A 12,972-nucleotide genomic window follows, 5' to 3' on the forward strand; every position below is an offset into this window, starting at 1 on the left:
ACGTACCGCTTGGTCCCCGCCCGCTCTGAAGGGGAAGTGGCCCTCCGACGACGGGGAAGTGCCGTCGGCGGACCGGTTGGAGCGGGAGGAGGCCGAGCCGTACGTGCAGATCGCACGCGAAAGATCCGGGATCCGAGGAGAGCGTCACGCCTCCCACTTCGCGCCACTTTAGTCCACTGCCGCGCGGGGTCAATCAACCGGTTCCGCGCGTCCCGCACCGGCCGTCCGGGGGTTTTCGGAAGATTTTCGGGCGGCTCCGGAGAACCGTGGGACCACCCGGCCCGAGGCCCGCGGCGCGGGCGAAAAGGCCGCTTTCACCCGATCGGCGGCAGACTGCGGGGGCGTGTGGAAAACCTCACACGACACCTCGGTGCCCCCTATGCCCGTCCCCACGTGCAGCCTTATCGCCCGGCGCCCTTTACCGTGTTGCTATGTCGATACCTGCCTCGCAGCCGCTGCCCCCCTCGACCGACAGCGCCGTGGCCCCCACGGGCGGCACGGTCACCGACCGCCTCGTCGAGGCCAACAGCAAGTACGCCGCCGCCTTCACCGATCCGGGCATGGACGCCCGGCCCGTCCTCAAGGTCGCCGTCGTGGCGTGCATGGACGCGCGCCTCGACCTCCACGCCGCGCTGGGCCTGGAGCTCGGCGACTGCCACACCATCCGCAACGCGGGCGGCGTCGTCACCGACGACATCATCCGCTCCCTGACGATCAGCCAGCGGGCGCTGGGCACCCGCTCGGTCGTCCTCATCCACCACACGGGCTGCGGGCTGCTCAGCCTGACCGAGGACTTCCGCCACGACCTGGCGGCCGAGGTCGGACAGCGCCCCAACTGGGCGGTCGAGGCGTTCAAGGACCTCGACGAGGACGTCCGGCAGTCCATGCAGCGGGTCCGGACCTCCCCGTTCCTGCTGCACACGGACGATGTACGGGGATTCGTCTTCGATGTGACGACGGGTCTGCTGCGGGAGATCGACCCGCGGTAGGTGCCGGACATACGGGAAGTCCACGGCCGCGGGGCCCTGCCCCGCGGCCGTGGTGCCGTGCCCGGGACCGTGCTGACGCGGCCCGTCGGGTGAGTTATCCACAGGCCATGACGCGGGGCGGCGTGGGCGGCGAGAATGCGTGAGTGACGTCGTCGCGGCCGTGCGGCCGGGGCGGCGCAGGGCGGGGAGGGCCGGTCCGTACGGAGGACGTGGGCCCGCAAGCGGGGTATCCCGTGCTCTCCGGAGCGCGGGGCAAGGGCCGAGGAGGGCCGGGTGACGACCTATGACGAGCAGGCGAGCCTTGGAGGTCACCCCGCGCGGCCGGAGCCGGGCGCGCGGGGCGGTCTGACCACCACGGCGGAGCGGGTCCGCCGGTCGGTGGAGGGCGTGATCGAGGGCAAGCCGGAGGTCGTGCGGCTCTCGCTGACCGTGCTGCTCGCGGAGGGCCATCTGCTCATCGAGGACGTGCCGGGCGTGGGCAAGACGATGCTCGCCAAGGCGCTGGCCCGGTCCATCGACTGCTCGGTGCGGCGTATCCAGTTCACCCCCGACCTGCTGCCGTCGGACATCACCGGCGTGAGCGTCTACGACCAGCAGCGGCGGGACTTCGAGTTCAAGCCCGGCGCGGTCTTCGCCCAGATCGTGATCGGTGACGAGATCAACCGCGCCTCGCCCAAGACCCAGTCCGCGCTGCTGGAGTCCATGGAGGAGCGCCAGGTCACGATGGACGGCCAGACCTACGAGCTGCCCGCGCCCTTCATGGTCGTCGCCACCCAGAACCCGGTCGAGATGGAGGGCACCTACCCCCTGCCGGAGGCGCAGCGGGACCGTTTCATGGCGCGGGTCTCGATCGGCTACCCGAGCCCGGAGGCCGAGCTGCAGATGCTGGACGTGCACGGCGCCGCCTCTCCCCTGGAGGAGCTCCAGCCGGTCGCGCATGCCGACGAGATACTGAAGCTGATCGACGCGGTGCGCGCGGTCCACGTCGCCGCACCGGTCCGCAGATACGCGGTGGATCTGGTGGCCGCCACCCGCAACCACCCCGAGCTGCGGCTGGGCGCCTCGCCGCGGGCGACGCTGCATCTGCTGCGCGCGGCGAAGGCCTCGGCGGCGCTGGCCGGCCGGGAGTACGCCCTGCCGGACGATGTGCAGGCGCTCGCGGTGGCGGTGCTGGCGCACCGGCTGCTGCCGACCGCCCAGGCCCAGTTGAACCGCCGTACGGCCGAGCAGGTCGTGGTCGAGATCCTGCGCCGTACGCCGGTCCCCGACCCCTCGGCCCAGCAGTGGCCACGACCGCACGCGCAGCAGCCGCCCGGCGCCCGGGGGTACTGATGACGGGCGGGGGGACCGAGGAAGCTCCGGAGCCCGGGGGGCTGCGGGCCGCCTTCGCGGGGCTGACGACGCGCGGCCGGTCCTTCCTGGCGGCGGGTGTGGCCGCCGCCGTGTGCGCGTACGCCCTCGGGCAGACGGACCTGCTCCGGGTCGGACTGCTGCTGGCCGCGCTGCCCCTGGTGTGCGCGTTCGTGCTGCACCGCACCCGCTACCGGGTCGCGGGGAGCCGGACCCTCTCCCCCGCCCGGGTGCCGGCCGCGGCCGAGTCGCGGGTCCTGCTGCGGGTGGAGAACGTCTCGCGGCTGCCCACCGGTGTGCTGATGCTCCAGGACCGGGTGCCGTACGTGCTCGGCCCGCGGCCCCGATTCGTCCTGGACCGGGTCGAGGCGGGCGGCCGCCGTGAGGTGTCCTACCGGGTCCGTTCCGACCTGCGCGGACGGTATCCGCTGGGGCCGCTGCAACTGCGGCTGTCCGACCCGTTCGGCATGTGCGAGCTGACCCGTTCCTTCAGCGACCAGGACATCCTGACGGTGGTGCCGCGGGTCGAGCCGCTGCCGCCGGTGCGGCTCACCGGCGAGGCTTCCGGTTACGGCGACGGGCGGCAGCGGGCCCTCGCGCTGGCCGGCGAGGACGACGTCATCCCCCGCGGCTACCGCCACGGTGACGACCTGCGCCGCGTCCACTGGCGCTCCACCGCGCGCTACGGCGAGCTGATGGTCCGCCGGGAGGAGCAGCCGCAGAAGGCGCGCTGCACGGTCCTCCTGGACACGCGGCGCACGGCCCATCAGGGCTCCGGGCCGGACTCCGCGTTCGAATGGGCCGTGTCGGGCGCCGCGTCGACGGCGGTCCACCTGCTGGAGCGCGGCTTCTCGGTGCGCTTCCTGACCGACACGGGCACGTCCGTACCAGGACCGGACGGGGCCGGCGGCTGGGCGGGCGGCACCGAGTCCGCCGACACCGCCGGGCTGCTGCTGGACACCCTCGCCGTGGTGGAGCACTCCGCCGAACCGGGCCTGGCCCGGGCGTACGACGTGCTGCGCGGCGGCAACGAAGGGCTGCTGGTCGCGTTCTTCGGCGACCTGGACGAGGAACAGGCCGCGGTGGCCGGGCGGATGCGGCAGCGCAGCGGGGCGGCGGTCGCGTTCGTCCTGGACAGCGCCGCCTGGTCCCGGGGGGCCGACGGGCCGCGTACCGGCACCGGCGAGGCCGGGCGGCCGCTCGCCGAGCGCCTGCGGATGCTCCGTGAGGCGGGCTGGAAGGCACTGCCGGTGTCGCCGGGCGATGCGCTGACGGCGCTGTGGCGGCAGGCGGACCAGGTGGCCGGTCGCGGCACCGGGAAGCGGAGTGACGACATGAGCGGGCGGGCGCGGCTGACGGTGTGCGCGGCGGTGGCGACGCTGTGCGCGTCCAGTGCGCTGCTGCCACTGGTGGACCCGGTCGGCTGGATGATGCAGGCGGCCGTCCTGCTGATCATCGTGTCCGGCGCCGGCGCGCTGGCCCGGCGGATGCCACTGGCGCGGCCGCTGACCGTCGTGGCGCAGGCCGTGGTGGCGCTGCTGCTGCTCACCGTGCTCTTCGCGAACGACCAGGCGATCGGCGGCGTGCTGCCGGGGCCCGACGCGTTCCGGGAGCTCGGCGAACTGACGCAGGAGGGCGTCGCCGACGTCGGCCGCTACGCCATACCGGCGCCGGTGACGGCCGGTATCCGCCTGCTGCTGGTCGGCGGGGTGCTGCTGGTCGGCCTCGTGGTGGACACGCTGGCCGTGACGTACCGCAGCGCGGCGCCCGCCGGGCTGCCGTTGCTCGCGCTGTATTCGGTGGCGGCGGGGCTCTCCCAAGGCGGCGCGGGCTGGCTGTGGTTCCTGATCGCGGGAGCCGGTTATCTGCTGCTGCTCCTGGCCGAGGGCCGGGACCGGCTCTCGCAGTGGGGCCGGGTGTTCGGCGGCCGGACCTCCGGCGCCGGGCGGCCGCCGGTCGCCAAGGGGCAGAGCTACGCCTCCACCGCGGGCGGCCCGGCGCACGCCCCGGTCCGTACGGGCCGCCGGATCGGCGCGCTGGTGCTGGGTGTCGCCCTGGTGGTGCCCGCGGTGCTGCCGTCCTTGGGCGGCGGGCTGCTGGGCCCGGCCGTGGCCGGCCGCGGTACGGGCGGCGGCGGCACGATCTCCGCGGTGAACCCGCTGGTCTCCCTGCAGAACAGCCTCAACCAGCCGGAGGACCGGCAGGTCCTCAACTACCGCACCACCGCTTCGGACACCCGTGACCTGTATCTGCGGATCGTCGCCCTCGACCAGTTCGACGGTACGGCGTGGAAGCCGTCCGAGCGCGCCGTCAAGGATGTGCCCGACCGGCTGCCCGACCCCGCGGGGCTGAGCCCGAAGGTGGACGTCACCACCGTCAACACCTCCGTCTCCGCCGCTCCTTGGTACGCCCAGAACTGGCTGCCGCTGCCCTACCCCGCCTCCCACGTGGACATCGCCGGGCGCTGGCGCTTCGAGCCGGAGGGCCGCACGCTGGTCGGCGACCGCGGGCAGAACACCCGTGGTGCGCAGTACCAGGTCGAGAGCCTGCTGGTGCGGCCGACCGCACACCAGCTGGACACCTCGCCCGCGCCGCCCGCCGAACTGACGCGGGAATACACGAAGGTGCCGGACTCGCTGCCGCCGGTGGTACGCGAGACCGCGCGGCAGGTGACGCGGGGTGCCGGGTCGGCGTACGACAAGGCGGTCCGCCTCCAGGACTGGTTCTCGCTCAACGGCGGCTTCACCTACAACACGGAGGTACGGGCCGGCAGCGGCACGGAAGCCATCGCCCGGTTCCTGGAGCAGAAAGAGGGTTTCTGCGTGCACTTCGCCTTCTCGATGGCGGCGATGGCACGCACGCTGGGCATACCGGCCCGGGTCGCGGTCGGGTTCACCCCCGGCACCCGGCAGAGCGACGGCTCCACCTCGGTGGGCCTCAAGGACGCGCACGCCTGGCCCGAGCTGTACTTCGAGGGCACGGGCTGGACGCGCTTCGAGCCGACGCCGAGCCGTGGCACGCCGCCCGACTACACCCTCGCCGACACCCCGTCCACCGGCGGGACCAACGCTCCGGCGCCGCAGCCGTCGCGTTCGGCGGTGGCGCCCGTGGGGCCGTCGCCCTCGCAGAGCTGCGCTCCCGCCGAGCGGCGCGTGGGCCCCTGCTGGACCCCGCCCGCGCAGTCGACGAGCGGCCCGGCGGACGACGGTCCCTCGCCCTGGACCGTCACGGCCGTCAGCGTCGGCGCGCTGCTCCTGCTCCTGGTGCCGGTGCTGCCGCTGCTGTGGCGGCTGCGGGCCCGCTCCCGGCGTCTGCACGGCGGCCGCCCCGGCGGGGACGGCCCGGCCGGGGCGCTCACGGGCCACCGGGAGGCGGTCGACGCCGGCTCCTGGGCCTCCGACGGGCCGCCGGAGCCGCCGGGCGGCGCGCGTCCCGGGCAGTACGGCACCGCCCGTACGCTCGCGGCCTGGCGGGAACTGGTCGACTCCGGCTGGGACTACGGCATCCTGCCGGACGATTCCCTGACCCCGCGCAAGGCGGCGGAGCGCATCGTACGCATAGGTGAGCTGGACGGCGCGGCGGCGGCAGCGGCTCGCCGCGTCGCGGCCTCGGTGGAACAGGTCCTCTACGCCCCCGAGCCGCGTCCAGCGTCCGGCCTCGCCGACGAGGTGCGGCGCGTCCGCACCGGCCTGCGGGACGGCGCCTCCCGCCGCCTGCGCCTACGCGCCCTCCTGGCGCCCCGCTCGGCCGCCCGGGCCCTGTGGACTCTCTCGTCCCGCTGGTCCGCCTTCATGACCCGCTGCACGACAAGCCCACCGGCCACGGCGATGCGGCGCGTGGCAGGCGCGGTGCGCCTCTCAAGGGGCAGGCCGTAGCCCCGGCCCCTGGGTGAGGGTCCCCAGGCCGTCTTCGCCCTCACGGTCGCAAAGAGCGAAGACGGTGGGGCGGGCTCGCCGTCCGGGCACCGAAACTCCGCTGTACTGCGGGAGGCTCGAAGGTGGCGCGGGCCCGGGCCCTACAGACTTCGTCCTACGGTCCCGCACCCTCCCGTACACGGTCGGCTTTCGCGGCGTGGATGGGGGACGCCTGCCCCAACCGGCCGTCCGTCGCCGTACGACGGAAGGGGGCGGGCCGTAGGACGGAGTCTGGAGGGCCGGGCCCGTACCCCGGTACGGGAGGCGCCGCCCAGCACAGGCAGCCAGTCGGCCACGAAGCCCGACCCGCCGTCGGGCGCCGAAACTCCGCCGCACTGCGGGCCGCTCGACCGTGGCGCGGGCCCGGGCCCTACAGACTTCGTCCTACGGTCCCGCACCCTCCCGAACACGGTCGGCTTTCGCGGCGTGGGTGGGGGACGCCTGCCCCCACCGGCCGTCCGTCGCCGTACGACGGGAGGGAGCGGGCCGTAGGACGGAGTCTGGAGGGCCGGTCCCGTACTCGGCTGCGGCTCTCGCGGCTACCGGCCGGGGGCGGTCCGCTCGGCCCGGTGCGGGTGCCGGGCGCGCGAAAAGCGGCCGTCCGGTATCGGACGGCCGCATCGTGAGGCGGGGCGCGGACTAGGAGGAGGTCCGCGGTGTGTTCAGTGGCCCTGTTCGTCGCGGCGGCGCTGCCAGCGGCTCTCGATCCGGTCCATCATCGAGCGGCGCTGCCTGGCCTGACGGCGGGCGGATGCACCGCCGGAGCCGCCGGAGCCGCCGGGTCCCGCCCGGCCGCCTGCCGCGGCCTGCTGCTCGCCCGGCTTGGGGGCCTTGCGCCATCCGGTGACCGCGAGCACCGCGCAGCCCAGCATGACGAGGAAGCCCACCACGCTGACCCAGATCTGCTGTGCGACCATTCCGGCCATGAGGAGCGCGATACCTACCAGGAAGCCCGCGACCGCTTGGTAGACCCGTCGCCGGGTGTACGTACGCAGCCCGCTTCCCTCAAGCGCTGTCGCGAACTTGGGATCTTCGGCGTACAGCGCTCGCTCCATTTGCTCGAGCATTCGCTGCTCGTGCTCCGAGAGCGGCACGGAGTCCTCCTACTCGTCGGTCGCGGGGGGCGACCGGGTGCGACCCTTTCAGGATAGGCAGGGAATCGCCCCCGTGAAACCCGCCCCTCTACGCCAATTCACTGTCCGGGCCGCCACGGCGGTCGGTGGTGCTTGCAGCCTGCATTCCCCACCCGCCGATCCGTCATGCCGGACGCTGTACCCCGATCATACGGGGCGAAGCGGCTGATCGGGTGGCCTGTGGCCGACTGCACGTGCGGGAAAGCGGGCCGGGGGCGTCAGCCGCGCTCGGCGAGGACGTGCAGCTGGGTGGCGACCGAGTGGAAGGCGGGCTGCTCGGCGGCGGCTGCCTCCAGTTTGAGCAGGGCGTCCATCGCGCCCGGCTCGGTGTCCACGAGCACGCCGGGCACCAGGTCGGCGAAGACCCGTACGCCGTGCACGGCGCCGACCCGCAGGCCGGTGTCCGAGACCAGTTCGGTGAGCTGCTCGGCGGTGAAGCGCCGGGGTACCGGGTCGCCGTCACCCCAGCGGCCCGCCGGGTCCGACAGGGCGTTCTTGGCCTCGGTGAAGTGGCCCGCCAGGGCGCGGGCGAGGACGGCGCCGCCGAGTCCGGCGGCGAGCAGGCTCAGCGTGCCGGCCGGGCGCAGCGCGCCCACCGCGTTGCGCACGCCCTCGGCCGGGTCGTCGACGTACTCCAGCACGCCGTGGCAGAGCACGGCGTCGTAGCCGCCGGGCTCGACCACGTCGAACAGCCCGTGGGCGTCGCCCTGCACGGCGCGCACCCGGTCGGCGACGCCCGCCTCGGCGGCCCGCCGTTCCAGGGCGAAGAGGGCATTGGGGCTGGGGTCCACCACTGTGACGCGGTGGCCCAGGCGCGCGACCGGCACGGCGAAGTTGCCCGTGCCACCGCCGGTGTCCAGGACGTCGAGGGCGTCCCGCCCGGCGGCTTCGGCCCGGTGCTCCAGGGCGTCTTTGAGAACCTCCCAGACCACGGCGGTACGAAGGGATGCGCGCGGGCGCAGCGGGTCAGACACGGCGGGTGGCTCCTCGGCGGGGGCATGAACTGATGGGTACCACCCTAATGGGACCTGCGGGAACGGCCCGGCAGCCCCGCTGCCGCCCGGCCCTGCCCTCACCCCGCCCGCTGCGAGGGCAGCACCGGCTGGAGGAGCAGCATCCGTTCCACCAGGCGCAGGAACATCGCCACGTCGCGGATCAGGTCGTCGGCGTCGCGCGGGCCGGCCGCGCCGGCTATGCCCGCCTCGGCGCGGGCGCGGCGCTGGGCCCCGGAGGCGAACAGCGCGCTCCATTCGGCGAGTTCGGGAGCGACCTCGGGCAGGACCTCCCAGGCGCTGCGGATGCGCTGCCGGCGGCGGAGGCTGGTCTCCGGGCGGCCGCGCACGGCGAGGACGGCGGCGGCCGTGCGGAGCGCGGCGAGGTGGGCGGTGGCGTAGCGCTCGTTGGGGGTTTCCAGGCCGCGGGCTTCGTCGACGCCGCGCTGCGCCTGGGCGAGCAGGTCGAGGGCGGCGGGCGGCGCGGCCGCCCGGCGCAGGACGGGGTGGACATCGCCCGGAGGGCCGTACGCCGCGGAGCTGCCCGCGGCCGAACTGGCTGCCATGACGAACCTCCTGTCGTCGCATGACGGTTCAGGACCGTTATGGGGTCATCGTGCGGCACACCACTGACAATCGGCTCTGACCTGCTCTTTCCCCGGAAAGCAGGGGTAATGCGAAGAGATCCTTCCGTTCGCCGGAAAGCGGGCGGACCCCGCCGACCCCCTTGCGGAGACATGACAAGGCTGCGCATACTTTTTGAACTGACTGGTCAGTGCAAGGGAGGGGATCGTGCACAGCACCCCGCACGGGGCGGCCGTCACCGCCACGGGCTACGGCCTCCGGGGCCCGCGCGGCTGGGTCTTCCGGGACGTCGGCCTCGCGGCGCAGCCGGGTTCGCTGATCGCCGTGGAGGGCCCGTCCGGCTCCGGACGCACCTGCCTGCTGCTCGCGCTCACCGGCCGGATGGCGACCACCGCCGGGACGGCCGAGGTCGCGGGCCTGCCGCTGCCGAAGAAGAAGGCAGCGGTACGAGCGGTCACCGCTCTTGCGCACGTACCCGGTGTCACCGATCTCGAACCTGCGCTGACCGTGGCCGAGCATCTGCGCGAACGCACCCTGCTTCAGCGACGGTTCGCGACTCTCTCCCAGCTGCTGCGGGGAGGCGCCCGTAGCGCGCTACCTCGCCCGCGCCGGGAGCGTACAGCAGCAGCCCGCGCCCGGATCGACGCGGCCCTGGAAGCGGCCGGTCTGGATCTGGCCACTCTGCCCAAAGGCGACCGGACGTCCGTACGCGACCTGGAGCGGCCGGAGGCGCTGCGCCTGTCGATAGCTCTGGCGCTGATCGGCCGGCCCCGCCTGCTCGCCCTGGACGACACCGACATGAAGCTCCCCGACGACGAACGCGCCGCCCTCTGGGCGACGCTGCGCTCCCTCGCGGAGTCCGGCACGACCGTGCTCGCGGTGTGCAGCCAGGCGCCGGACGGCGCGGTCGTGGTACGCACCACCCCGCGCGGCGACGGGCGGGACACCGAAGCCGACACCGAAACCGGCACCGGTGGCACAGGCTCCCGCGACGACGAGAAGGGGGCGGCGGATGCGCTCGCCGAGGCTGGCCGCGCTTGAACTGAAGCGGTTCGGGAGGGGCAAGCTGCCGATGGCGGCCCTGATCGCCCTGCTCCTGCTGCCGCTCCTGTACGGCGCGTTGTACCTGTTCTCCTTCTGGGACCCGTACGGGCGCCTGGACAAGATCCCCGTCGCGCTCGTCAACGAGGACGCGGGCGCCGAGGCCAAGGGCAAGAGGATCACGGCCGGCGACAGCATCGTGGACGGGCTGCGCGACAGCCACACCTTCGACTGGCACGAGGTGAGTGCCCAGGAGGCCGACAAAGGCGTCGAGGACGGCTCGTACTACCTGTCGCTGACCGTGCCCGAGGACTTCAGCAAGCGGATCGCGTCCAGTTCGGGCGACCGTCCGGAGACCGGCGCGCTCCGGGTCCGTACGAACGACGCGAACAACTACATCGTCGGACAGATCTCCCGCACCGTCTTCTCCGAGGTGCGCTCGGCGGCCTCGGTGAAGTCCTCGCGCACCTTCTACGACAACATCTTCGTCTCCTTCTCGACGCTGCACGACAAGACGCAGGAGGCCGCGGACGGCGCCGGGAAACTCAAGGACGGCATCGGGCAGGCCCAGGACGGCACCGGCAAGCTCAGGGACGGGCTGGGTACCGCGAAGGACGGCAGCGGCACGCTGGCCGCCGGCCTGAAGGACCTCGACGCGGGCGCCGGCAAGCTCGCCACCGGCACCGCTGACCTCTCCAAGGGCGCGTCCGCCGCGTCCCAGGGGGCGGACCGGCTGGCCTCCGGTTCCGGCCAGGTCGCGCAGGGCACCCAGCAACTGGCCGACAAGGTCAACGGCGTGGTGGGCGAGGTGGGGCCCTTCATCCGGGCGCACGGCAAGGAGATCGGGCGGATCGCCGAGGTGGTCGCCGACGGTTCGCAGGCCGTACGCGACAACCTGGACAAACTGCCGCGCGCGGCCGACGCGGGCGCCCGGCTCTCCCGGGGGATGTCCGACCACCTCGCCACGTTCTACCGGCAGCGGTGCGGCGACGGGGCGCGGCCCGACGCCTCCTGCGCCGAGCTGAAGCAGCTCAAGGACCAGGCGGCGGCCGCCGCGGCCAAGGCCGAGGAGATCAGCGGTTACGTCCACGACCAGAAGAACCTCGACCAACTGGGCCGCGACCTCGACTCGCTGCACCGTCTGGCGGGCGAACTGGCGCGGCGCGGCCCGACCCTCGGCGCCGACCTGGACGCCGCGGTCGCGAAGATCAACCAGCTCAACGCGGGCGCCCACCAGGTCTCCGCGGGCGCCGGCAAGCTGGCCGCCGGCACCGGGAAGCTGGCGGACGGCGCGGACCGGGCGGCCGACGGGGCCCGGAAGCTGCACGACGGCGCGGGCCGCGCCGCGTCCGGCGCGGGCGACCTCGACCAGGGGGTCGGCAAGCTGAAGGACGGCGCGCAGACCCTGTACGGCGGCATGTTCAAGCTCTCCGACGGTTCCGGGAAGCTGGCGGGCGGGCTGCACGACGGCGTGCGGCAGATCCCCGACTACGGCAAGGAGGACCGGGACGCCCGTACGCGCGTGATGTCCGACCCGGTGCAGCTGGCCTCCCAGGCGGCGCACCGCGCGCCCAACTACGGCACCGGCTTCGCCCCGTACTTCATCCCGCTCTCCCTCTGGGTCGGCGCGATGGTCGCGTACATGCTGATCCCGCCGCTCAACCGGCGCGCGCTCGTCATGGGCGCGGGTGCCTGGCGGATCGCGGTCTCCGGGTGGCTGCCGGTGTTCGCCCTCGGGGTGCTCCAGACGGCCGCGCTGATGTCCGTCCTGCACTACGGGCTCGGCCTCCAGATGGAACGGCCGGCCGGCACGATCGGGTTCCTGCTGCTGGCCACGGCCTGCTTCGCGGCGATCGTGCAGTGGCTGAACGCCCGCTTCGGGCCGGCCGGACGCATTTTGGTGCTGGCGCTGCTGATGCTCCAGCTGACGTCGGCGGGCGGTACGTACCCGGTGCAGACCAGTCCCGGTTTCTTCAACGCCGTCCACCCGTACCTGCCGATGAGCTACATCGTCGAGGGGCTGCGGCGGCTCATCACGGGCGGCGACCTCGCGCCCGTGTGGCAGGGCAGCGCCGTCCTGCTCGCCTTCACCGCCGCCGCGCTCGCGCTGACCGCCTGGGCGGCGCGCGGGAAGCAGGTCCTCCGGATGAAGGACCTCCATCCGGAGCTGAGCCTGTGAGCGCGCGGGCCTCCGGGACCGGCACAATCTCCCCCATGGACAGCTCCAGCACGCGCCGCCAGACCACCCGGCGCAAGCTCTTCGAGGCCGCCGTCACGCTCATCGCCGAACAGGGATTCTCCTCGACGACGGTGGACGAGATCGCCGAGCGCGCGGGTGTCGCGAAGGGCACCGTGTACTACAACTTCGCGAGCAAGAACGAACTCTTCGAGGAGTTGCTGCGGCACGGGATCGAGCTGCTGGCCACCTCCCTCCAGGAGGCGGCCGACGCGTCGGCGGACCGGGGCGGCAGCCGGGTGGACGCGCTGGACGCGATGATCCGGGCCGGGCTGGACTTCATCGCCCGCTACCCGGCGCTGACCCAGCTCTACGTCGCCGAGCTGTGGCGTACGAACCGGGCCTGGCAGTCGACGCTGATGGTGGTGCGGGAGCGGGCCATCACGGTCGTGGAGGGCGTGCTCCGGGAGGCGGTGGCGGACGGCGAGCTGAGCGAGGACATCGACATCCCGCTGACGGCGTCCGCGCTGTTCGGGATGGTGCTGGTGGCGGCGCTGGACTGGCAGTCCTACCAGCCGCACCGGTCGATCGACGACGTGCACGCGTCGCTGTCCCGGCTCCTTCAGGGGCGGGTGAGCGGGCACCCGTAGGCGCCCGCGGACGCTTCCGGGTGCCCGTCCCGCACCCGGAGTGCCAGGGTGTGCGCCCCGGGGCGCACACAGCGGCGGGGGGGGGGGGGGGGGGGCCGGCCCCGCCCGCGGGGCCGGGCCGGCCCGCGGGCCCCGCCACCCG

9 protein-coding genes and 1 pseudogene are annotated in these 12,972 nt (G+C 73.8%); 7 read left to right on the forward strand and 3 right to left on the reverse strand.

The window, feature by feature from the left end; genetic code table 11:
* Positions 1-431 precede the first annotated feature (431 nt).
* The 4 genes and pseudogenes from JXZ78_RS17945 (at position 432) to JXZ78_RS17960 (ending at position 6,214) form a co-directional block, all read left to right on the forward strand.
* Positions 432-989 carry a beta-class carbonic anhydrase gene (locus JXZ78_RS17945; RefSeq protein ID WP_030018003.1) on the forward strand — a complete coding sequence of 186 codons (558 nt, stop codon included), beginning with the start codon at positions 432-434 and terminating at the stop codon, positions 987-989.
* A 273-nt stretch (positions 990-1,262) separates the two neighbouring features.
* A complete protein-coding gene (locus tag JXZ78_RS17950) occupies positions 1,263-2,321 on the forward strand; it encodes an AAA family ATPase (protein ID WP_030018002.1) in 1,059 nt (352 codons plus the stop codon).
* A 485-nt stretch (positions 2,322-2,806) separates the two neighbouring features.
* Positions 2,807-3,178 (forward strand): annotated as a pseudogene (locus JXZ78_RS17955) (DUF58 domain-containing protein); the annotation flags it as partial.
* A gap of 495 nt (positions 3,179-3,673) precedes the next feature.
* A complete protein-coding gene (locus JXZ78_RS17960; protein WP_030018000.1) occupies positions 3,674-6,214 on the forward strand; it encodes a transglutaminase TgpA family protein in 2,541 nt (846 codons plus the stop codon).
* A gap of 701 nt (positions 6,215-6,915) precedes the next feature.
* Here the strand turns inward: JXZ78_RS17960 and JXZ78_RS17965 are convergent.
* The 3 genes from JXZ78_RS17965 to JXZ78_RS17975 form a co-directional block, all read right to left on the reverse strand.
* Complete coding sequence (locus tag JXZ78_RS17965) at positions 6,916-7,347, reverse strand: SCO2097 family morphological protein (RefSeq protein ID WP_030020902.1); 432 nt, start codon at positions 7,345-7,347, stop codon at positions 6,916-6,918.
* A 257-nt stretch (positions 7,348-7,604) separates the two neighbouring features.
* Positions 7,605-8,360, reverse strand: a complete 756-nt coding sequence (locus JXZ78_RS17970; protein ID WP_030020901.1) for a methyltransferase — start codon at positions 8,358-8,360, stop codon at positions 7,605-7,607.
* Positions 8,361-8,458: 98 nt separating this feature from the next.
* Positions 8,459-8,944, reverse strand: a complete 486-nt coding sequence (locus JXZ78_RS17975) for an SAV_6107 family HEPN domain-containing protein (protein ID WP_030020900.1) — start codon at positions 8,942-8,944, stop codon at positions 8,459-8,461.
* 226 nt (positions 8,945-9,170) lie between these two features.
* Between JXZ78_RS17975 and JXZ78_RS17980 the strand changes: the two genes are divergently transcribed.
* From JXZ78_RS17980 to JXZ78_RS17990, 3 genes are read left to right on the forward strand one after another with little or no spacing between them, the layout of a single operon-like run.
* Positions 9,171-10,004 (forward strand): ATP-binding cassette domain-containing protein, encoded by an 834-nt coding sequence (locus JXZ78_RS17980; RefSeq protein ID WP_030020899.1) that lies wholly within the window; start codon positions 9,171-9,173, stop codon positions 10,002-10,004.
* Positions 9,976-12,183 carry a YhgE/Pip domain-containing protein gene (locus JXZ78_RS17985; RefSeq protein WP_030020898.1) on the forward strand — a complete coding sequence of 736 codons (2,208 nt, stop codon included), beginning with the start codon at positions 9,976-9,978 and terminating at the stop codon, positions 12,181-12,183. Before JXZ78_RS17980 ends, JXZ78_RS17985 begins: the two co-directional genes overlap by 29 nt.
* Before the next feature lie 35 nt (positions 12,184-12,218).
* On the forward strand, positions 12,219-12,830 hold the full coding sequence (locus JXZ78_RS17990) for a TetR/AcrR family transcriptional regulator (protein ID WP_030020897.1): 612 nt from the start codon (positions 12,219-12,221) through the stop codon (positions 12,828-12,830).
* The last annotated feature ends 142 nt before the right edge of the window (positions 12,831-12,972 follow it).

Origin of the sequence: Streptomyces monomycini (genome assembly GCF_022271435.1) — a bacterium.
In the GTDB taxonomy this organism is placed as follows: domain Bacteria; phylum Actinomycetota; class Actinomycetes; order Streptomycetales; family Streptomycetaceae; genus Streptomyces; species Streptomyces monomycini.

Bases quoted from the DNA above. Each gene is read 5' to 3' on its own strand.
- JXZ78_RS17945 (WP_030018003.1), top strand. From the start codon at position 432: ATGTCGATACCTGCCTCGCAGCCGCTGCCCCCCTCGACCGACAGCGCC.
- JXZ78_RS17960 (WP_030018000.1), top strand. From the start codon at position 3,674: ATGAGCGGGCGGGCGCGGCTGACGGTGTGCGCGGCGGTGGCGACGCTG.
- JXZ78_RS17975 (WP_030020900.1), bottom strand. From the start codon at position 8,944: ATGGCAGCCAGTTCGGCCGCGGGCAGCTCCGCGGCGTACGGCCCTCCG.
- JXZ78_RS17985 (WP_030020898.1), top strand. From the start codon at position 9,976: ATGCGCTCGCCGAGGCTGGCCGCGCTTGAACTGAAGCGGTTCGGGAGG.
- JXZ78_RS17990 (WP_030020897.1), top strand. From the start codon at position 12,219: ATGGACAGCTCCAGCACGCGCCGCCAGACCACCCGGCGCAAGCTCTTC.